The 19,557-nt window shown below is 66.9% G+C and carries 16 protein-coding genes; 10 read left to right on the forward strand and 6 right to left on the reverse strand.

Features of this window, described 5'->3' with window-relative positions; translation table 11 throughout:
- Positions 1-57 precede the first annotated feature (57 nt).
- Both BFD71_RS34010 and BFD71_RS34015 read right to left on the reverse strand, forming a co-directional pair.
- The gene (locus tag BFD71_RS34010) at positions 58-1,836 is read right to left on the reverse strand and encodes a cobaltochelatase CobT-related protein (protein WP_256095030.1); all 1,779 of its coding nucleotides are present in this window, start codon (positions 1,834-1,836) and stop codon (positions 58-60) included.
- 14 nt (positions 1,837-1,850) lie between these two features.
- Entirely contained in the window at positions 1,851-3,080 is a 1,230-nt protein-coding gene (locus tag BFD71_RS34015; RefSeq protein WP_069268614.1) for an AAA family ATPase, read from the reverse strand.
- A gap of 167 nt (positions 3,081-3,247) precedes the next feature.
- On the opposite strand from BFD71_RS34015, the gene BFD71_RS34020 reads away from it, so the two are divergent.
- A complete protein-coding gene (locus tag BFD71_RS34020) occupies positions 3,248-4,060 on the forward strand; it encodes an AraC family transcriptional regulator (protein WP_069268615.1) in 813 nt (270 codons plus the stop codon).
- Between the two features lie 25 nt (positions 4,061-4,085).
- Here BFD71_RS34020 and BFD71_RS34025 read toward each other — a convergent pair whose 3' ends face one another.
- Complete coding sequence (locus tag BFD71_RS34025) at positions 4,086-4,307, reverse strand: hypothetical protein (protein WP_069268616.1); 222 nt, start codon at positions 4,305-4,307, stop codon at positions 4,086-4,088.
- A 369-nt stretch (positions 4,308-4,676) separates the two neighbouring features.
- Between BFD71_RS34025 and BFD71_RS34030 the strand changes: the two genes are divergently transcribed.
- From BFD71_RS34030 to BFD71_RS34045, 4 genes are read left to right on the forward strand one after another with little or no spacing between them, the layout of a single operon-like run.
- Positions 4,677-6,005, forward strand: a complete 1,329-nt coding sequence (locus BFD71_RS34030; protein WP_083245625.1) for an efflux RND transporter periplasmic adaptor subunit — start codon at positions 4,677-4,679, stop codon at positions 6,003-6,005.
- 18 nt (positions 6,006-6,023) lie between these two features.
- The gene (locus BFD71_RS34035) at positions 6,024-9,182 is read left to right on the forward strand and encodes an efflux RND transporter permease subunit (protein ID WP_069268617.1); all 3,159 of its coding nucleotides are present in this window, start codon (positions 6,024-6,026) and stop codon (positions 9,180-9,182) included.
- On the forward strand, positions 9,179-12,493 hold the full coding sequence (locus BFD71_RS34040; RefSeq protein ID WP_069268618.1) for an efflux RND transporter permease subunit: 3,315 nt from the start codon (positions 9,179-9,181) through the stop codon (positions 12,491-12,493). Before BFD71_RS34035 ends, BFD71_RS34040 begins: the two co-directional genes overlap by 4 nt.
- Positions 12,494-12,519: 26 nt before the next feature.
- Entirely contained in the window at positions 12,520-14,109 is a 1,590-nt protein-coding gene (locus BFD71_RS34045) for an efflux transporter outer membrane subunit (RefSeq protein WP_069268648.1), read from the forward strand.
- A 15-nt stretch (positions 14,110-14,124) separates the two neighbouring features.
- Here BFD71_RS34045 and BFD71_RS34050 read toward each other — a convergent pair whose 3' ends face one another.
- Together BFD71_RS34050 and nfsB are read right to left on the reverse strand one after the other, a co-directional pair.
- On the reverse strand, positions 14,125-14,580 hold the full coding sequence (locus BFD71_RS34050) for a PACE efflux transporter (RefSeq protein WP_069268619.1): 456 nt from the start codon (positions 14,578-14,580) through the stop codon (positions 14,125-14,127).
- 88 nt (positions 14,581-14,668) lie between these two features.
- Positions 14,669-15,319 (reverse strand): oxygen-insensitive NAD(P)H nitroreductase, encoded by a 651-nt coding sequence (gene nfsB / locus BFD71_RS34055; RefSeq protein WP_069268620.1) that lies wholly within the window; start codon positions 15,317-15,319, stop codon positions 14,669-14,671.
- A 184-nt stretch (positions 15,320-15,503) separates the two neighbouring features.
- Here nfsB and BFD71_RS34060 point away from each other — a divergent pair, with 184 nt between their 5' ends.
- From BFD71_RS34060 to BFD71_RS34080, 5 genes are all read left to right on the forward strand, one after another.
- The gene (locus tag BFD71_RS34060) at positions 15,504-15,923 is read left to right on the forward strand and encodes a secondary thiamine-phosphate synthase enzyme YjbQ (RefSeq protein WP_069268621.1); all 420 of its coding nucleotides are present in this window, start codon (positions 15,504-15,506) and stop codon (positions 15,921-15,923) included.
- Between the two features lie 86 nt (positions 15,924-16,009).
- The gene (locus BFD71_RS34065; RefSeq protein WP_069268622.1) at positions 16,010-16,732 is read left to right on the forward strand and encodes a dienelactone hydrolase family protein; all 723 of its coding nucleotides are present in this window, start codon (positions 16,010-16,012) and stop codon (positions 16,730-16,732) included.
- Positions 16,733-16,858: 126 nt separating this feature from the next.
- Positions 16,859-17,632 (forward strand): bestrophin-like domain, encoded by a 774-nt coding sequence (locus BFD71_RS34070; protein WP_069268623.1) that lies wholly within the window; start codon positions 16,859-16,861, stop codon positions 17,630-17,632.
- 46 nt (positions 17,633-17,678) lie between these two features.
- Entirely contained in the window at positions 17,679-17,990 is a 312-nt protein-coding gene (locus BFD71_RS34075) for a cupin (RefSeq protein ID WP_069268624.1), read from the forward strand.
- Positions 17,991-18,129: 139 nt separating this feature from the next.
- A complete protein-coding gene (locus BFD71_RS34080) occupies positions 18,130-18,834 on the forward strand; it encodes a glutathione S-transferase N-terminal domain-containing protein (protein ID WP_069268625.1) in 705 nt (234 codons plus the stop codon).
- Positions 18,835-18,849: 15 nt separating this feature from the next.
- Here the strand turns inward: BFD71_RS34080 and BFD71_RS34085 are convergent, their stop codons facing one another.
- Positions 18,850-19,509 (reverse strand): DUF4410 domain-containing protein, encoded by a 660-nt coding sequence (locus BFD71_RS34085; protein ID WP_069268626.1) that lies wholly within the window; start codon positions 19,507-19,509, stop codon positions 18,850-18,852.
- Positions 19,510-19,557 lie beyond the last annotated feature (48 nt).

The raw sequence follows: 19,557 nt of genomic DNA on the forward strand, positions 1-19,557 counted from the left end.
TTAGCGCAATGCGCCCAGTCCGGCAAGGAAAGCGCCGCAGCCGTTGCCCGCACCGTTTCAGCGCGGCCGGCCCGCGAGCAGGCGGCTCAACGTCGCAAACGCGGTGGCGGGCAGCTCGTGCAGCTTGCGCACGACCACGGCATCCGGATAGAACGCCTCGACAGCATCGTCCAGTATGCCGATGCCGACCAGCTCGATGCCCTGCTCCCTGACCGCCTGCACGCGCGCGAGCAGGTCGCTGCGCAACACAGCCGGGTCGCCGTCGCTCGTCGAAGGATAGCCGTCCGAGAGAACCAAAAGCAGCCGACGGCGCGCCTTGCGCTGGGCGAGCCGCGCCGCCGCCCAGGCGAGCGCTTCGTCGTCGGGGTTCTCGTGGCCGCATTCGATGGCCGCGAGCCCGCTCAGGTCGCGTGAGTCGAAGCGCTTGAACACGCGCAGATCCAGCCGCTCGACAAAGCGGTTATAGCCCCGCAGATCGGCGCCGGCCGCGCGCTCGCGCTCATAGCGCGCACGCAGTTCCGGCGCTTCGATCGAGCTGTAGCCGAGCACTTCCGAATCGAAGGCGAGTTGCGTGAGCGCGTCGGCGAGCGCCGCCGCGCACAGGCGCGCCAGCTCGATCTTGCGGCCCGCCATCGAGCCGCTCAGGTCGAGCAGCAGCGTGACGACCGTGTCGCGCCCGCTCGCATGACGCGCCACGCGAAACGGCGTACGGTAGCCGCGCGAGGCGGCGAGACGCGCGAGCGCCGCGCGGTCGATCTCGCCGCGCTCCTGCTCGCGCTTCCAGTGCGTGAGTTCGTCGGCCTTGAGCACGCGCTCGAGCTGTGCCTTGAGCGCACCGGTCTCCGCGCGCGCCAGGGCGCGCAGCTTGCGCCACGCGGCGGGGTCGCCGCGGCCCGTGAGATCGGTGACGACGTCGTAGGCCGTGGTCAGCGGGATCGACAATCGTGGCCGCGTTGGCGCGGGGCTGCGATTCGTGGCGGCGGCGTGCGGCGCGTCCGCTTCGGAAAGCGTTGAGCCGGAGGCGGAATCGGACTCGGCGCTCGCACGTGCCGAAGCGCCGTCGTCGCCTTCGCGGGCGTTGTCGGGCTGGGCGGCGCCGCCCGGCGGTGCGACCTCGTCCGCCTCGCCGAATTCGTCCATTGCCTGAGCGAGCCGCGCCGATTCGTCGTCGAGCCCTTCGGACGGGGCCGCCGTCTGCATCATGTTGTTCGCGCCGCGCGACGCGAGCGAGCGCACGCCCGCCACGATCGCCGCGGCAGCACTCAGGCTGGCGCGCGTCGACTGGCTCGCGCGGGCCGCGCCGAGCGGAGCGTCGATCGCGCGCAGCGCGGCGGCCAGCACCGCGGCATCGCGCTCGAGCACACCGGGCGCTTCGTCCCACAGCGTACGCTCGATCGCCCACGCAAGGCGCTCGCGCCACGCCAGTTTCGACCAGCGCCGCGCGACCGCGTCGCCGCGCTGCGTACGCCAGCTTTGCGCGTAGCGTGGCGCACCAGGAAACGCCAGCGCGAGTTGTGCGAGCACGCGACGGTCCTCGATCGCCTGCGCAATGCGCCCCGTCACGCCGGCTTGCGGCGTATCCAGACGCGCCGCTTCGCTGTAGCGACGGCGCGCCGCCAGCAAATCGAGCGCGCCGAGCAGTGCGGCTTCATCCACGCCATCAGTCGCGAGACGCCCGGGCAGCACGAAACGTTCGCCTTCAATGCGCGGCTCGCCCGCACCGAACGTCACGCTCACGCGCGAGTCGCCGGTCAGCACCCGCGCGAGACGGCCGAGCGCGCCCGCGGGATCGGCGCTCGCCGTCAAACTATGTGTTGCGTCCTGCAAGCTGGCCACGGGCGCCTCCGCACTCACGCGTCGAAGATCACGTGATGCCGGATGACGCTGCGGATGAGCGCCGCATCGTCCGCGCTCACCTTCGCGTAGATCGCCGGCCCCGCCGCGCGCTCGACATCGCCGGTGCGCAGCATGAGTTCGGCCCAGTCGATCAGGCGACGCGTGGAGAACGCGCTCGCGAGATCCTCGCGGGCGAACGCGGCGCGGCAGTCGGCGGCGATGGCGGCGAGTGTGTGCGCGAGCGGCCGCGTGAGCGCAGGCAGCGTGCGCAGCAATACTTCGGTTTCCTCTTCAAGTGAAAGATAGTCGAACAGGTAGACGCGCCAGCGGTCGAGAAACGCCTCGTTGAGCAAGTTCGCGCCCTGGTACAGATGTCGGTACGCGCTCATCGCGCCCGCGGCGTTCGCGGTGGCGAAGAGACGGAACGACGGATGCGGCTCGACGATTTCGTTGCCGCGCTCCTTGAGCAGCAGGCGGCCGTTCGGTTCCAGCACCGCGGTGAGCACCGCCAGAATCGAAGGCTCGGCAAAGTCGAGTTCGTCGATGATGAGCCAGTAGCCCTCGCGCATCGCCACGGGCAGCACGCCGTCCACCCAGATCGTCTCGCCGCCCTTCACGGTCCAGAAGCCGACGAAGTCGCCGATGGTGGTCTGGCCGTTCATGTTCGCGCGCAGCACGCCGTAGTCCGCGCGCGCCGCCACCTGCTCGATGAAGCTCGTCTTGCCCGAACCCGTATGACCGATCAGCATGACGCGACGATTTTCTACGATGTCCTGAACGATGTCGTCGCCGCGTTCGGTGAAGAGGTAGGCCGCGTTCACGCGCGGCACTAGCGCGTTCGGTTCCCCGCGCGGCAGGTCGACACTGCCGATGCGTACGGTGGGCGTGTGGATTTGCGGGCTGGCTTGAGTCGCTTTGGCCTCGCGCGCCACTTCGACGGCCCGCTGCAAGGCGGCGGCAAATGTGCTGCCCGCTTGTGTGGCTCGCACTTCGTTGGCGCGCTGAGCTTCGGAAACGAAGCCCTCGCGACGCCACTTGAGCAGCTTCGCTTCGAGATTGTCGAGATCGATTTCGGTGTCGATGTCGATGTCGACTTCACCGTCCTCGCCCTGGCCGTGCTCGATGCGGTACATGTGTGCGCGTTCCGAAGGCGTGACGCGCCACCATTCGCGCGCTCGGCCGGCGCCGCGTGTGTAGAGCCCGAGCGGGGCTTCGTCTTGTACTGCGGGATCGGTTGCGTTCATGGGCGGATAATGCAGGGCGCGGTCGGTCAATCGTCACATATTACCGATGCGCATCGCAGGGCGGCAATGCCACCGCCGTGCTTCCGGCGCGCGCCCAACCATGCTAGCGTGGCGATCGCCATACGAGGCACGCACGCCACGCCCCACCTGTCACCCGGAGCCCCCCAATGCCCCAAGCCGCGCCGCCCGAACTCGACAACGAGCCCGGGCGCGGCCGTTCGCTAGCACGCCACTACCCGCGCGGCCTCCAGATCGAGCCGCACTCGCATACATGGGCGCAGGTGCTCTACGCCGTCTCCGGCGTGATGTGGGTCGAGGTAGAGCGCGAGGCGCTCGTCGTGCCGCCGCAGCGCGCCGTGTGGCTGCCTCCCGGCACGCAGCACGCCATCCACATGCTGAGCGCCGTCGAGATGCGCAATCTGTATCTGCACGAGCGCGACAGCCGGCACCTGAGCGAGCGGTGCGAAGTGTTCGAGGTCAACGGCCTGCTGCGCGAACTCATCACGAGCCTCGCGGAACGCGCGCGCGAAGACGACACCTGGCTCGACGCGGCCTATCGCCTCGCGTCGATCGAACTTGCCCACGCACCGCGCTCCACGCTGCGCATTCCGCTGCCCGACGCGTCCGACCGCCGCCTCGCCACGCTGTGCCGCGCGGTGATCGACAACCCATCGGCCGATATCGGCTTCGAACAACACTCGGCATGGGTGGGCGCGAGCGTACGCACGCTCTCGCGGCTCTTCACGCGCGAGCTTGGCATGGGGTTTGCGGAGTGGCGCCGCCAGGTGCAGCTCGCAGTCGCGGTATCGCACCTGGCGCAAGGCGAGCCCGTGAGTGCCGTGGCGCGGATGCTGGGCTATCTACCCAGCAGCTTCAGCGACATGTTCCGCCGCGAACTGGGCGTGCCGCCCAGCGAGTTCCGGCCCGCCGGCACCCTTGGCGACACGGCGGGTTTCGCAGAGGAAAGCGCCGCGCAGTAATACGCGCGCAGACGCGTGGCGCGACTCAATGCGGCGGCAGATCGCCCACTAGCGGAAACATGTCGGGCGTATAGCCCATATTGAAGTAACCGGCCCGTGCATAAGTAGCGATTCGCTCGAGATGCTCGGTTTCGCGCGACGCGTCGCGCAGTTCGGGCTCATCGGCTTGCGGCGTGGGCGGCGCCCGATTCGCCCGGCCGCGCCGCGTGAACCACGCCGGCACGGACAGTATCGACAGCTTCGACATTGCGGACTCCTTGCGAGGCGTTGACCCCTTCCAATCTAGACAGTCGGAGGCGTGCACGCAAACAAGCATTTCTGCGATGCATTGCACAGCGCGGCCCATGCTCAACCCTCAACCGGTCCGCGCGCTGTAACCGCCCGAAAATCTTACAAATAACTAACGTTTCGAAATTGGCGCACGAGTTGGTTAGACTGCGAGTCTTAGCCTTCGCTGCATGGCGGGGCACGGCTTCGACGGCATAACAATCATGAGAATGCGTATGCAGCAACTCGACAGTCTCCGGCAGCAATTCGCGGCGCCCAAGCCGTTGAGTGCGCCGACATGGTTTCTCCGCACCGCCTCGCGCGGTGTTCCGATCTCCTGGAGGCAGGCATGAGCGACGTCCCGCAGACGCAACCCGCGCCCCAGCCACCCCCGCCGCCCCCGCCACCGCCACCCGCTCCGCCCCCGCGGGCACCGAAGCGCCGCCGGCTCGGCCCGATCATTCTCGCCATTCTCGTGATCGTGCTAATTGTGCTCGTGATCGTGCACATCATGCGCAACAAGAAGACGGAGCATGGCGCGGCGCCGCAGGTCGTGACCGTGGCCGCCGCCACGCTCGGGCCCATGCCCGTGACGCTCAACGCGCTCGGCACCGTCACGCCTGTCGCGACTGTCACGGTTCTGCCGCAAATCAGCGGCTACCTCACCGAGGTGGGCTACAAGGAAGGCCAGGACGTCGTGAAGGGGCAGTTCCTCGCCCAGATCGACCCGCGCCAGTACGAGATCAGCAAGGAGCAGGCGCTCGCGCAGCTCGCCAAGGACCAGGCCTTGCTGGCACAGGCGCGCGCCGACCTCGCGCGGTATACGCAGTTGAACGCAAAGCAGTCGATCGCCGCGCAGACCTACAGCGACCAGCAGTTCCTCGTCAAGCAGTACGAAGCCGCGGTGCAGGCCGACAAGGCGAACGTCAGGCTCTTCGAGCTCGACCTGATCTATTGCCGCATCACGGCGCCGGTGTCGGGACGCGTGGGCCTGCGGCTCGTCGATCCGGGCAACTATGTGACTTCGTCCAGCTCCACGGGCATTGCCGTCATCACGACGATCAAGCCCACCACCGTGCAGTTCGCCATCCCGCAAACCTCGCTAGGCAGCGTGCTCGAGCGCGTCAACGCCGGCGCGAAATTGCCGATCACCGTCTTCAGCAGCGACAACACCCGCCAGATCGCCACCGGCACGCTGTTCGCGCTCAGCAACCAGATGGCCACGGCCACCGGCACGGTCACGCTACGCGCGAGCGTGCCCAACGACAACGAGGCGCTCTTTCCCAACGAGTTCGTCAACGTGAGGCTGCTCGTCGACACGCTGCAGAACGCCGTACTCGTACCGACGCCCGCCGTGCAGACCGGCGCGCCAGGCGACTACGTGTACCTCGTGAACGCCGACAACACCGTGTCGGTCCACAAGGTCACGCTCGGCCCGAGCGACGGCCGCTACACGGTGATCTCCGCGGGCCTGCAGCAGGGTCAGCATGTCGTGACCGACGGCCTCGACCGCCTCAACGACGGCACGAAGATCCAGCCTGCGGGGCCGAGGCCCGCCACGCACGCAGGCGCGGCGAGTGCGCCGCACCATGGCAGCGCCCCGGGCGCGGCGAGCGAACCCGGCGCCACGGCGCCGAACGCCTCCGACGCGAGCGCCGCGGCCTCGCAAGCGCGTTGAGCCCCGGACCCAGCGCCGATGAATATTTCGCGTCTCTTCATCCTGCGACCGGTCGCGACTTCGCTCCTGATGATCGCGATGGTGCTGATCGGCCTCGTCGCGATGAAGTTCCTGCCGGTTTCCTCGCTGCCCGCGGTGGACTATCCCACCATCCAGGTGCAGACCTTCTACCCGGGCGCGAGCCCGAACGTGATGGCGACCACGGTCACGGCGCCGCTCGAAGTGCAACTCGGCGAAATCCCGGGCCTGCAGCAGATGATCTCGTACAGCTCCGAGGGTGCCTCGATCATCACGCTGCAGTTCGACCTCTCGCTGAGCCTCGACGTGGCCGAGCAGAACGTCCAGCAGGCCATCAACGCGGCCAACAGCTTCCTGCCGAGCGGCCTGCCCGCGCCGCCGACCTACGCCAAGGTGAACCCGGCCGACCAGCCGATCCTCACGCTCGCGATCACGTCGAAGTCGATGTCGCTCACGCAGTTGCAGGACGCGGCCAACAACCGTCTCGCCACGAAGATTTCCGAAGTGCCGGGCGTGGGCCTCGTCACCACGGCGGGCGGCAACGTGCCCGCCGTGCGCGTCGAAGCCGACCCGCAGAAGCTGGCCGCCTACGGCCTGAATCTCGACGACCTGCGCACCCTGCTCGCCAACGTCAACGTGAGCAACCCGAAGGGCAATTTCGACGGCCCCGAACTGAACTACACGATCAATTCGAACGACCAGATCTCGGACCCGAAGGACTACGAAGACACCGTCATCGCCTATGAGAACGGCTCGCCCGTCTTCATGCGCGACGTGGCGCGCGTCTCAACGGCCGCGCAGGACGTGGAGCGCGGCGCCTGGTACAACAAGACGCCCGCCATCGTGCTGAACGTGCAGCGCCAGCCGGGCGCGAACGTGATCGCCACCGTCAACCAGATCATGCAGCAGTTGCCGCAGCTCGAAGCGGCGCTGCCTGCGGGCATGCAGGTCACGGTGGTGTCGAACAGCGTGGGCGTAATCCGCGCTTCGGTGAGCGACGCGGCCTTCGAACTCGTGCTCGCCGTGGCGCTCGTGGTGGCCGTGATCTTCGTGTTCCTGCGCAATCTGCCCGCCACCATCATTCCGAGCATCTCAGTGCCGGTCTCGCTGATCGGCACGCTCGCGATCATGTACGAGCTGGGCTATTCGATCGACAACCTCTCGCTCATGGCGCTCATCATCGCCACGGGCTTCGTGGTGGACGACTCGATCGTGATGATCGAAAACATCGTGCGCTACCTCGAGGAAGGCGACAAACCCTTGCAGGCGGCGTTAAAAGGCGCTGGCCAGATCGGTTTCACGATTCTTTCGCTGACGATCTCGCTCATCGCCGTGCTGATTCCACTGCTCTTCATGGGCGGCGTGATCGGACGCCTCTTCAGCGAATTCGCCGTCACGCTCGCGGTGACCATCGTGCTGTCGGCCGTCGTCTCGCTCACCGTCGTGCCGATGATGTGCGCGCGCATCCTGCGCGCCCAGGCCGAGCGCCACCCGAGCCGCTTCGAGCGCATCAGCGAAGGGCTTTTCAACAAGACGCTCAACGCCTACGAGCGCGGCCTGCGCTGGGTGCTCGACCATCAGACGCTCACGCTCGTCGTGTTCGTGGTGACGGTGGTGCTCACCGGGCTGCTGTACGTCGTGATTCCGAAGGGCCTGTTCCCGGTGCAGGACGTGGGCGTGCTGCAAGGCATCAGCGTGGCCGACAACTCCATCTCCTACCAGGCGATGGTGCGGCGCCAGTCCGCCCTGGCCGAGGAAATCCTCAAGGACCCCGATGTCGTTTCGCTCACCTCGTACGTGGGCATCGACGGCATCAACAACACGCTCAACAACGGGCGCTTCCTCATCAACCTGAAACCGCACGACGACCGCTCCGAAACCGCCGACGAAATCGGTCGGCGCATTCAGCAGTCGGTCGCGAAGGTCGCGGGCGTGCGCCTTTACATCCAGCCCGAGCAGGACCTCACGCTCGACACCACGGTCTCGCGCAACCAGTACAACTTCGTGCTGCGCGGGCCGAGCCAGGACGCGTTCGAGCAGTACGTGCCCGCGCTCATCGCACGCATGAAGCAGATCCCGTCGATCCGCGACGTCACGAGCGACCTCAACACGGATGGCCTTTCCGTGAACGTCGAAGTGAACCGCCAGCTCGCGGCGCGCTACGGCATCACGGCGGCGACCATCGACAACGCGCTCTACGATGCGCTGGGCCAGCGCATCGTTTCGACCATCTTCCAGCAGTCGGACCAGTACCGCGTGATTCTCGTGGCCAAGCCCGAGGCGCTGCCCACGGTCGAATCGCTCGGCGACCTTTACCTGCCGAGCCAGACGAGCAGCGAAGGCCAGGTGCCACTCAAGGGCATTGCGAAGATCAGCATCACGCGCTCGCCGCTCATGATCAGCCACCTCGCGCAGTTCCCTTCGGTCACGATCTCGTTCAATCTCGCCGATGGCGCGTCGCTCTCCGCCGCCGTGCGCGACGTGCGCAAAGCCGAGGCCGCCGTGAACCTGCCGCCTTCGATCACCTCGTCGTTCCAGGGCGCGGCGCAGGCGTTCGAGGATTCGCTTGCCAGCGAGGTGTATCTGCTGATCGCGGCGCTCGTGGCCGTGTATATCGTGCTGGGCGTGCTGTACGAGAGCTATGTGCACCCGGTCACGATTCTTTCTACGCTGCCTTCGGCCGGCATTGGCGCGCTGCTCGCGCTGATGATCGCAGGCAAGGACCTCGACGTGATCGGCATTATCGGCATCGTGCTGCTGATCGGCATCGTCAAGAAGAACGCCATCATGATGGTGGACTTCGCGCTCGAAGCCGAGCGCGTGCACGGCAAGCCGCCGCGCGAGGCGATTTTTGAAGCGTCGCTGCTGCGTTTCCGGCCGATTCTCATGACCACGCTCGCTGCCATGCTCGGCGCACTGCCCATGCTGCTCGGCAGCGGCACGGGCTCGGAGCTGCGCCGTCCGCTGGGTCTTGCGATCATCGGCGGACTCACGCTTTCGCAGATGCTCACGCTGTTCACGACGCCCGTGATCTATCTGCTCTTCGACCGGCTGGCCGAACGCTTCGGCCGCAAGCGCAGGCCTGAAAGCCACGCGGACGGCGACGCGGGCGGCGGTCCCGGCAACGGCGCGCCACCCGCGCCCGAGGGCACGCCGTGAACCTCTCGGCGCTCTTCATCCGGCGGCCGGTCGCGACATCTCTCCTCGCGATCGCCATCCTCATTTCGGGGATGCTCGCCTTTTTCCGGCTGCCGGTCGCGCCGCTGCCCAACATCGCCTACCCGGTGATCGTGGTGCAGGCCAACATGGCAGGCGCGAGCCCGGACATCATGGCGTCCACCGTGGCCGAGCCGCTGGAGCGCCGGCTCGGCACCATCGCCGATGTCAGCCAGCTCACGTCGATCAGCAACACGGGCACGGCGATCATCGTGGTGGTGTTCGGCCTGAACCGCGACATCAACGGCGCGGCACGCGACGTCGAAGCCGCCATCCAGGCCGCGCGCGCCGACTTGCCCACCACGCTGCGCAGCAACCCCACGTATCGCCAGTACAACCCCGCGAGCGCGCCGATCATGGTGCTCGCGCTCACCTCGGACACGCTCACCAAGGCGCAGCTGTACGACTCCGCCGATTCGGTCATCCAGCAGCAGCTCTCGCAGGTGGACGGCGTGGGCCAGATCACACTGGGCGGCGGCGCGCTGCCCTCGGTGCGCGTGGAGCTGGAGCCGGGCAAGCTCAACAGCTACGGCATCGGCCTCGAAGACGTGCGCGCGTCGATCGGCGCGGCCAACGCGAACAGCGCGAAAGGCCATATCGACCAGGGCAACCAGCGCTACACGGTGACTTCGAACGACCAGATCAGCAAGGCCGCGCCGTTTCGCGACGTGGTGATCGCCTATCGCAACGGCTCGCCCGTGTTCCTGCGCGACGTGGCTTCCGTCATCGACTCCAACGAAAACATCCGCAACGCGGGCCTCTACAACGGCAAGTCGGCCGTGCTGGTGATCGTCTACCCGATGCCGGGCAGCAACGTCGTGAAGACAGTGCAGCAGATCCGCGATCGCCTGCCCTCCATCGAGGCCGCGCTGCCCGCCACGATCAAGGTGGATGTGGCGATCGACCGCTCCGAGTCCGTGCGCGCCTCCGTGGCCGACACCGAACGCACGCTCTTCATCGCCGTGCTGCTCGTAATCGGCGTGGTGTTCGTGTTCCTGCTCTCGCCGCGAGCCACGCTCATCCCCGCCGTGGCGTTGCCGCTTTCCATCGTGGGCACGTTCGGGCCCATGTACCTGCTCGGCTACAGCATCGACAATCTGTCGCTCATGGCGCTCACCATCGGCACAGGCTTCGTGGTGGACGACGCCGTGGTCGTGCTGGAGAACATCGTGCGCCACATCGAGGCCGGCATGGACCCGAAGGAAGCCGCGCTCAAAGGCGCGGGCGAAGTGGGCTTCACGGTGCTTTCCATGAGCCTTTCGCTCATCGCCGTGTTCCTGCCCATTCTGCTCATGCCCGGCATCGTGGGCCTGCTCTTTCATGAGTTCGCGATGACGCTTTCGATCGCGATCCTCATCTCGCTCGTGATCTCGCTCACGGTCACGCCCACCATGTGCGCCTACGTGCTCAAGCGCGAGGCGCTGCACAAGAAGCCATCGCGCGCGGCCGTGTGGATCGACGCGCAGTTCGAGCGCTTCAAGCAGTTCTACTCGCGCACGCTCGACGTCGCGCTCGATCACGCGCGGCTCACGATCTTCATCCTGTTCGCGCTGCTGGTCGGCAATGTGTTTCTCGCGCGGCTGCTTTCCGGCACGTTCTTCCCCGAGCAGGACACCGGCATTCTGATCGGGCAGATCATCGCGGACCAGAGCATTTCGTTTACGGCGATGGAAAAAAAGCTCGCGCAGCTGCAGGCCATCGTGAAGGCCGATCCGGCGGTGCAATCGGTGGCGGGCTTCACGGGCGGCCGCGCGCTCAATTCGGCCACCGTGTTCGTCGAACTGAAACCGCTCAACGAACGTCGCCTGACGGCCACCGAGGTCGTGAACCGCCTGCGTCCCAAGCTCAATGGCGTTTCGGGCGCACGGCTTTTCATGCAGGCCCAGCAAGACCTGCAGATCGGCGGGCGGCAGTCGGCGGCCGAGTATCAGTACACGCTCACGAGCGACGACGCCGACGCCCTCTTCACCTGGGTGCCGCGCCTCGTGGACGAGCTGAACAAGCACCGCAGCCAGATGTCGGATGTGAACTCGGACCTGCAGCAAAATGGTCTGGAGGCCTACATGACGGTGCAGCGCACGACCGCCAAGCGCTACGGGTTCGACCCGAACCAGGTGGACAACGTGCTCTACGACGCCTTCGGCCAGCGCACCGTTTCGACCATCTACAACGCGATCAACCAGTACTTCGTCGTGATGGAAGTGGCGCCGCAGTACTGGCAGTTTCCACAGTCGTTCCAGGACATCTGGCTGAGCACGGCGGCGGGCAACGCGAGCGGCGCCGCGCAAACGCAGATGCCGTCGAGCGTCATCTCGGGCGTCACGCCCTTCACGGCCGTGACCACGGCCACCACGGCGAACGGCAACACCAACGAGCGCAACGCCAACGCGGTGGCCAATCAGCAGAACAACGCGATCGCCAACAGCAAGGGCGGCAGCTCCAGCGGCAGCGCGGACAGCACGGCCGCCGAAACCATGGTGCCGCTCATGGCGCTCATGGACTGGAAGACGCGCCATACGGCCACCCAGGTCAATCACCAGGGCACCGAAGTGGCGGGGACGATTTCGTTCAATCTGCCCAAGGGCGGCTCGCTTTCGGAGGCTGGCACGATCATCGAGCAGGCCGAGCGCAACATCGGCATGCCGGCCTCCATCCACGGCGCGTTCGCGGGTGCGGCGCAGGCCTACGCACAGTCCATGGGCGTCGTGCCGCTGCTCATTCTCGCCGCGCTCGCCGTGGTGTATATCGTGCTGGGCGTGTTGTACGAAAACACCATCCACCCGCTCACGATCCTCTCCACCCTGCCTTCGGCCGGCATCGGCGCGATTCTCGCCATGCTGATCTTCGGCACGCCGTTCTCGGTGATCGCGATGATCGGCATCATCCTGCTCATCGGCATCGTGAAGAAAAACGGCATCATGATGGTCGACGTCGCCATCCAGTTGCAGCGCAACGAGGGCATGGAGGCGCGGCGCGCGATTCACGAAGCCGCCGTGGTGCGCCTGCGACCGATCATGATGACGACCTTCGCGGCCGTGCTCGGCGCGCTGCCGCTCGCCATCGGCATTGGCCAGGGCGCTTCGCTGCGCCAGCCGCTCGGCGTGACGGTGATGGGCGGCCTGCTCCTGAGCCAGGTCTTTACCCTGTACACCACGCCGGTGATTTACCTGTTCCTCGACCGCGTGCGCGCACGCCTCGCGCGCTGGGCCGCGCGCCTGCCGTGGAATCGCCAGGCCGATGAGAGCGCATCATGATGAAAACCCGCCTTAATCCATCGCTCATGCGAATGCTGATCCCCGCCGCCGCAAGCGCTGCCACGCGCGCGCAGGCGCTCGCGCCCCTCACCGTAGCGCTGCTGCTCGCAGGCTGCATGGTCGGGCCGGACTACCACCGCCCGCAGGTCACCGTGCCCGCCACGTGGAAAGAACTGCCCGGCTGGACCCAGGCCGAGCCCGAAGCCGCCCAGGGACCCAAAGGCGAATGGTGGACCGCCTTCCAGGACCCGCTGCTCGACGAACTGGAACCGCTCGTCCAGGTCTCGAACCAGACCGTGCGGCAGAGCTACGCGAACTACCAGCAAGCGCTCGCCGAAGTGCGTGTCGCGCGTGCGAGCCTCTTCCCGACCATCGGCATTACCGGCTCGCTCGCGCGCGAGCGCTCCTCCACCGGCACGCTCAGCAGCGTGAGCAGCATCACGTCCACGCCGAGCGGCGCGCGTATCGTCAACGGCGGCACGCTCGAAGCGAACGCGAGCTGGGACATCGACCTCTGGGGCCAGGTGCGCCGCCAGATCGAGGAACAGTCGGCCACGGCGCAGGCGAGCGAAGCGACGCTGGCCAACGCTACGCTCTCCGAACAGATCGCACTGGCGAACGCCGTGATCGATCTGCGCATCACCGATGCCGATATCGACCTGCTCACGCATACCGTGCAGGCGTACTCGGACTTCCTGCGCGTGGTGGCCAACCAGGACCAGGCGGGCACCGTGCCGCCGTCCGACCTGATCTCCGCGCGCACGCAGCTCGAATCCGCGCGTGCGAGCCTGATCGCCCTGGGCGTGGCGCGCGCGCAAAACGAGCACGCCATCGCGGTGCTCGTGGGCCGCAACCCCGAAGAGGTCGATATCCCGCACAGCACTCAGCTTCCCGCGCTGCCCGCCATTCCCGCCGGCGTGCCCTCCACGCTGCTGCAGCGGCGGCCCGACATTGCGACCGCCGAACGCCAGATGGCGTCGGCCAACGCGGCGATCGGCGTGGCGGTGGCTGCGTACTATCCGACGATCTCGCTCACTGCGCTCGACGGCTTCACGCAGTCGCCGCTTTCGGGCCTGCTGCACATGAGCAACTATGTGTGGTCGCTCGGCGCGAGCGCGACCCAGACGATCTTCGACGGCGGCCAGCGCAGCGGCCAGGTGGCGGCCGCGCGTGCGAGCTACGACGCGGCGGTGGCGAACTATCGCGGCACGGTGCTGACGGCGTTCCAGGGGGTGGAGAACGATCTCTCGGGGCTGCGCATCCTCGCGCAGCAGGCCGACGTGCTCGATACCGCCGTGCGCGACGCCATCCGCGGCGCGCAGATCGCGCAAAACGAATACGAGGCGGGCACCGTGGACTACACGACAGTGGCCACGGCCCTGGCTACACAGGTGACCAATCAGCAGAGCGCGCTCAACGTGCATCAGCAGCGGCTGCTCGATACGGCTTCGCTGATCGGCGACCTGGGCGGCGGCTGGTCCGGGCAGCTGCACGATGCGCAGCATCCGGCGCGTGCGGTGGCGCCGGCTTCCGACGCCGCGGCGGCGGGCGCGAGCGCAAGCGGTCCGGCAAACGTGGAAGCGAGCAGGACGCAGGGCGCCGCTGCGAGCCCCTGACCGGGCGACCCTGCGTTACGCGCGCGGCTCGCGTTCCGAAGCCGTCGTCACCGGCATGGCGGAGGCCGGCAGGCCGAACACGGCATCGAAAATCAGGTTATAGACGTAGTTGTAGACGAGAAAGAACATCGAGAGGCCGATATCCATCGCGAACGCCTCGATCAACGTCACGTGCAGCGTGAGCGCGATCATCGGCACGAGGAACACCACGAGGCCGCCCTCGAAGCCGACCGCATGCGCAATACGGCGCGCGACACTGCGGCCGCGTTTCGTCTGGCGCGCTTCCCAGCGCTCGAACAGCAGGTTGAAGACGAAGTTCCAGCCCACCGCGATCAGCGATGAAAACACCGCCGCCGCGCCCGCGCGGTCCATGCCGCTGCCCGAGAGCGAGGCGAAGCTCATGCTGGTAATCAGGATCGCGATGCCTTCGAACAGCGTGACGTACACGATCCGGCGTTTGATACCCTGCATGGACCCATGCTCCTGATGCGGCTCCCGCGTGGCTTCGGGCCGCGTCAATCGCCGCACCGGCTGCGAGCGCGGCGAAACCCTGCGCGAATCAACCGAGATCGGTGAATACCGAATCTGCGGACAAACGCGACTTCGGCAGCTTCGCGTTGAAGTCGTCGGCGCTGCGGTAGCCGAGGCCGACCACCACCAAAGCGGTGAGGCCCTGCTCGCGCAGGCCCAGTTCCTCGTCGAGCGCTTTCGCGTCGAAGCCTTCCATCGGGCAGGCGTCGATTTCGAGCGTCGACGCGCCGATCAGCAGCGTGCCGAGCGCGAGATACGCCTGCTTTTCCATCCAGGCCGGCAGGTCGTTGCGCTCGCGATGCAGGTTCACATAGAACGCGCGCGTCTTTTCCTGACCCGCCTTCGCCTCGGCATTGGCGAAGCGGCCGTCCGCTTCTTCCTGCGCGAGCACTTCGGCGAGGTGCGCTTCGTCCATGTCGGTGCGCACGCACAGCACTACCACGTGCGAGGCGCGCGTGACCTTCGGCTCGTTGTACGCGAAACCTTCCATGCCCTTGGCGATACGCGCACGCGCCGCGTCGCTTTCGGCCACCACGAAATGCCACGGCTGCGAATTGACCGACGAGGGACTGAAGCGGATCAGCTCCTTGAGTTCGTCGATGACGGCCGCGGGAATCTTGCGGGCGGGATCGAACGCCTTGGTGGCGTGGCGGGCTTTCGCGAAGCGGGTGAGGTTCAAGCGGTTTTCTCCTTCGTATGCGGTCGGCCGGGGCAGTACCCGGCAAGGGCGACATCGTACCAGCATCGTGTGCCGGCCGCGGGGGCGGTCTGCGCGCCCGGCGCGCCTGCGCTATGCTTGAAGGCTGAAATCGCCGCGGCGGCGGCTCAGCAGCCATGCGCCGCCAGCAAGGAGAATACCGATCATGCGCCAGGCCATCCATCATCTGCCGGTGAGCACGCGCACGCGCGGGCTCGTCGAGATCAGCCAGGAGGTGCGCGCGTTCGTGCGCGAACAGCGCATCGCCACCGGCTTGCTCACCCTCTTTTGCCGCCACACTTCAGCGTCGCTCGTCATCCAGGAAAACGCCGATCCTTCGGTGCGCCGCGATATCGAACGCTACTTCGAGCAGCTCGCGCCCGAAGATCCCCAGCGCTACGAGCACGACACCGAAGGCCCCGACGACATGCCCGCGCATTTGCGCACGGCGCTCACGCACACGCAGCTCTGCATCCCGGTCGAGCACGGCAATCCCGTGCTGGGCACGTGGCAGGGCATCTATGTGTTCGAGCATCGGCGCGCGGCGCACACGCGCGATATCGTGCTGCATCTGATCGGCGAATGAGCAGGTCAGGCGCAGACACGCAAATCCCGTACGCAAGCGCTATGCTTGCGTCTTTCGTTCAACCGACTCACCGAGGGTTGCCCCAAATGAAACAGTCCGCCGGATCCATGATTTCCTTCACCCGCCCTGACGGCCAGTCGCTCCAGGGTTATCTCGCCAAACCGGAGAAGACCGAAGGCGCGCCCGCCATCGTCGTGATCCAGGAATGGTGGGGCTTGAACGACCAGATCCGCGGCGTGGCCGACCGGCTCGCGCAAGCTGGCTACTTCGCGCTCGTGCCCGACCTCTATCGCGGCAAGAGCACGGTCGAACAGGAAGAGGCCCACCATCTGATGACGGGCCTCGACTTCGCGGATGCCGCCTCGCAGGACGTGTATGGCGCGGTCAACTATCTGAAGACGCTCACGGACCGTGTGAGCGTGACGGGCTACTGCATGGGCGGCGCGCTCACGCTGCTCGCGGCCACCATGGTGCCGGGCCTTGCGAGCGCCGTGGTGTGGTATGGCTTCCCGCCGCTCGAATACATCGACGCGAGCAAGATCACGGCGCCCATCCTCGGCCACTTTGCAACCCAGGACCAGGCGTTCAGCATCGAAACCGTCGCGGAACTCGAAACGAAGCTCAAGGGCGCCAACGTCGACGTCGAGTTCCATCGCTATCTCGCCCACCACGCGTTTGCGAACGAGACCGCCGTGGGCCCGAACCGCATCCCCATCACGCAGTACGATCCGGTCTGGGCGCAGCTCGCGTGGGACCGCTCGCTGACGTTCTGGGGCCGCACGATGTGGCCGCAGCGCACGGCGCGCTAAAGCACCGGCAGCGGCCCGCGCCGCCGCGCGGAACTGTCGTAGAATCGGCGTCGCCCCGCCTCGCGCGGGCGACGCCGATTTGCATTGCAGCGCCTTCGTCCCTCTCACGCTTTTCGCGGAGACTCCATGACGCCGCTCATCCTCCAGCGCCCCGCGCTGCTGTTCATCGTGCTGATCCTGGTGCTGCCGCTTGCCGCCGCACTCGGCGCAAACGTGCTGCACCGCTACTTCCCGCTCGCCGAGGAGGCGCGCGAGAACTACAAGATCGTGCAGGGCGCGACACTCACGCTGCTCGCGCTCCTGATCGGCTTCACGCTCTCGATGGCCGTGAGCCGCTACGACCAGCGCAAGAACCTGGAGGAAGAGGAAGCCAACGCGATCGGCACGGAGTATCTGCGCGCCGAGCTGCTTGGCGGCGAGGCGGCTGCCCAGACCAAGGCGCTGCTTGCGCGCTATCTTCAGGCGCGCATCCACTTCTACGTCGTGCACGAGCCCGGCGCACTCGATCAGATCAACCGCGACACCGGCGAGCTTCAGACGCAACTCTGGGCGAGCGTGCGCGATCCCGCGAAGTCGCAGCCGAATCCGGTGATGGCGCTCGTGGTCTCCGGCATGAACGACGTCATCAACACCCAGGGCTACACGCAGGCCGCGTGGATCAACCGCATTCCCGTCGCCGCGTGGGTGCTGATGATCAGCATCGCCATCTTCAGCAACCTGATGCAGGGCTACGGCGCGCACGGCCAGGTCGGCCGGCGGGTGCTGCTGCTCATCCTGCCCGTCACCGTGACGCTGTCGCTCACGCTCATCGCCGATATCGACAGCCCGCGCGGCGGCCTCATTCGCGTCGCGCCGCTCAATCTGATGAGTCTTGCGCAATCCATGCCTGCCAATCCCTGACCCCCGCTCCGCGGCGCCGCACGATCACACCCAAGGCCGTACCACCATGAAAGTCATCCGCTCGAAAACCTTCACCGCCACCCGCCCGTGGGGCGCGCTCGACATCGCCAACATGAACGGCACCACCGTGCGCCTGCACTGGACCGACCAGCCGTACCAATGGCACGTCAACGACGGCGAGGAAGTGTTCGCCGTGCTCGACGGCGTGGTCGACATGCATTACCGCGAAGACGGCGCGGAGCGGGTCGCGGTGCTCGAAGCCGGCGACGTGTTCTTCGCGGGCGTGGGCTGCGAGCACGTCGCGCATCCGCGCGGCGAGGCGCGCATTCTCGTGGTCGAGCGCGAAGGCAGCGTGTAAGCCGCGTCTTGCGGCGAAAAGACGGCATGCGCCATTTCCACTAAACTTGGCGGCCTGACTCCACTCCCGCCTGTCGATCAGGCCGCGGCGCGCCTTGCACGGCAAGCGCCGCGCCGTTGAAGGCCTTCAAGGACGCCGCATGAACGACCTTTCCGCATTTCCCATCACCCGCAAGTGGCCAGCGCTTCACCCCGATCGCATCCAGCTCTATTCGCTGCCCACGCCCAATGGCGTCAAGGTCTCGATCATGCTGGAGGAAAGCGGCCTGCCTTATGAGCCGCATCTCGTGCGCTTCGACGCGAATGACCAGATGTCGCCGGAATTCCTCTCGCTGAACCCCAACAACAAGATTCCCGCGATCCTCGATCCCAACGGCCCGGGCGGCGAGCCGCTCGCGCTGTTCGAATCGGGCGCGATCCTCATCTATCTCGCCGACAAGAGCGGCCGCTTTCTCGCCCGTGAAGGCGCGGCGCGCTACGAAACGATCCAGTGGGTCATGTTCCAGATGGGCGGCATCGGGCCGATGTTCGGTCAGGTGGGCTTCTTCCACAAGTTCGCGGGCAAGGAGTACGAGGACAAGCGTCCGCGCGACCGCTACGTCGCCGAGTCGCGGCGTCTGCTCGCCGTGCTCGACCAGCGCCTCGAGGGGCGCAAGTGGATCATGGGCGACGAGTACACCATCGCCGACATCGCCACGTTTGGTTGGGTGCGCAACCTCGTTGGCTTCTACGAGGGCGGCGACCTCGTCGGTTACGCCGATTTCAGGAACGTCGCGCGCGCGCTCGGAGCATTCGTCGCGCGTCCGGCGGTCGAGCGCGGGCTCAACATTCCGCCGCGCGGCTAAGGCGCGCCCACGGCGTCATTGCGGCGCCGCTTTCACGCGCGCCGCAACCGAGTCGGCCACTTCGGCCGCCGCACGGTCCACGTTCTTGCGGTCATCCGCGCGCGCGAGCACGAATTTTGCCGCCGCCACGTACGGATTGAGCGCGATGGCCGCGCCGGCGCCCGGCTTCGCATGGCTCGACTGGCTGTCGATCACCTGATAAAGCGGCTGCGGCGCCTGGGTGGCCAGGTTGTCCACGGCCACCGCCAGTTCGATCTGGCTCGCGCCCGAGCCGAACCCCACCACCGCGCGCCGCATGCTGTTGCCTTCGTCCACGCTCAGGAAGACGCCGCGCACGAGCCAGCCCTGCGCGGGTAGCGGCGTGCCGCTGGGCAGGCGGCGTGCGTCGAGGCCCTTCTCGCGCAGGTCGTTCACCAGCGCATCGGCCATTTTCGTGACGACCTGATCGGCCTGCTGCTGCGGGTCGCGGTGGCGCAACAGCGGTCGTGGCAGCAAGCCGCCCATGTGCTCGCGCGCATTCTCCACAGGATTCGAATCCTGCTTGACGTTGGCCGCGTCGAGTTCGAAGTCCGTCACGTAGACGAGCGGCGCGCCCGGTTGTTGAGCCGCGGCGAGCGGCGCGAATGCGCACAGGCAGACTGTCGCGAACAGCTTCCAGTTCCATTGCATCTTCATCGCAAGCTCCCGTACGTTCGCCAGCCATCCATTCATTCACGCCGTGGG

The organism is Paraburkholderia nodosa, assembly GCF_001718195.1.
Classification (GTDB): Bacteria; Pseudomonadota; Gammaproteobacteria; order Burkholderiales; family Burkholderiaceae; genus Paraburkholderia; species Paraburkholderia nodosa_A.

Bases quoted from the DNA above. Each gene is read 5' to 3' on its own strand.
- BFD71_RS34020 (WP_069268615.1), top strand. From the start codon at position 3,248: ATGCCCCAAGCCGCGCCGCCCGAACTCGACAACGAGCCCGGGCGCGGC.
- BFD71_RS34045 (WP_069268648.1), top strand. From the start codon at position 12,520: ATGCGAATGCTGATCCCCGCCGCCGCAAGCGCTGCCACGCGCGCGCAG.
- BFD71_RS34050 (WP_069268619.1), bottom strand. From the start codon at position 14,580: ATGCAGGGTATCAAACGCCGGATCGTGTACGTCACGCTGTTCGAAGGC.
- BFD71_RS34075 (WP_069268624.1), top strand. From the start codon at position 17,679: ATGAAAGTCATCCGCTCGAAAACCTTCACCGCCACCCGCCCGTGGGGC.
- BFD71_RS34085 (WP_069268626.1), bottom strand. From the start codon at position 19,509: ATGAAGATGCAATGGAACTGGAAGCTGTTCGCGACAGTCTGCCTGTGC.
- BFD71_RS34015 (WP_069268614.1), bottom strand. From the start codon at position 3,080: ATGAACGCAACCGATCCCGCAGTACAAGACGAAGCCCCGCTCGGGCTC.
- BFD71_RS34060 (WP_069268621.1), top strand. From the start codon at position 15,504: ATGCGCCAGGCCATCCATCATCTGCCGGTGAGCACGCGCACGCGCGGG.
- BFD71_RS34080 (WP_069268625.1), top strand. From the start codon at position 18,130: ATGAACGACCTTTCCGCATTTCCCATCACCCGCAAGTGGCCAGCGCTT.
- BFD71_RS34035 (WP_069268617.1), top strand. From the start codon at position 6,024: ATGAATATTTCGCGTCTCTTCATCCTGCGACCGGTCGCGACTTCGCTC.
- BFD71_RS34070 (WP_069268623.1), top strand. From the start codon at position 16,859: ATGACGCCGCTCATCCTCCAGCGCCCCGCGCTGCTGTTCATCGTGCTG.
- BFD71_RS34030 (WP_083245625.1), top strand. From the start codon at position 4,677: ATGAGCGACGTCCCGCAGACGCAACCCGCGCCCCAGCCACCCCCGCCG.
- BFD71_RS34065 (WP_069268622.1), top strand. From the start codon at position 16,010: ATGAAACAGTCCGCCGGATCCATGATTTCCTTCACCCGCCCTGACGGC.
- BFD71_RS34025 (WP_069268616.1), bottom strand. From the start codon at position 4,307: ATGTCGAAGCTGTCGATACTGTCCGTGCCGGCGTGGTTCACGCGGCGC.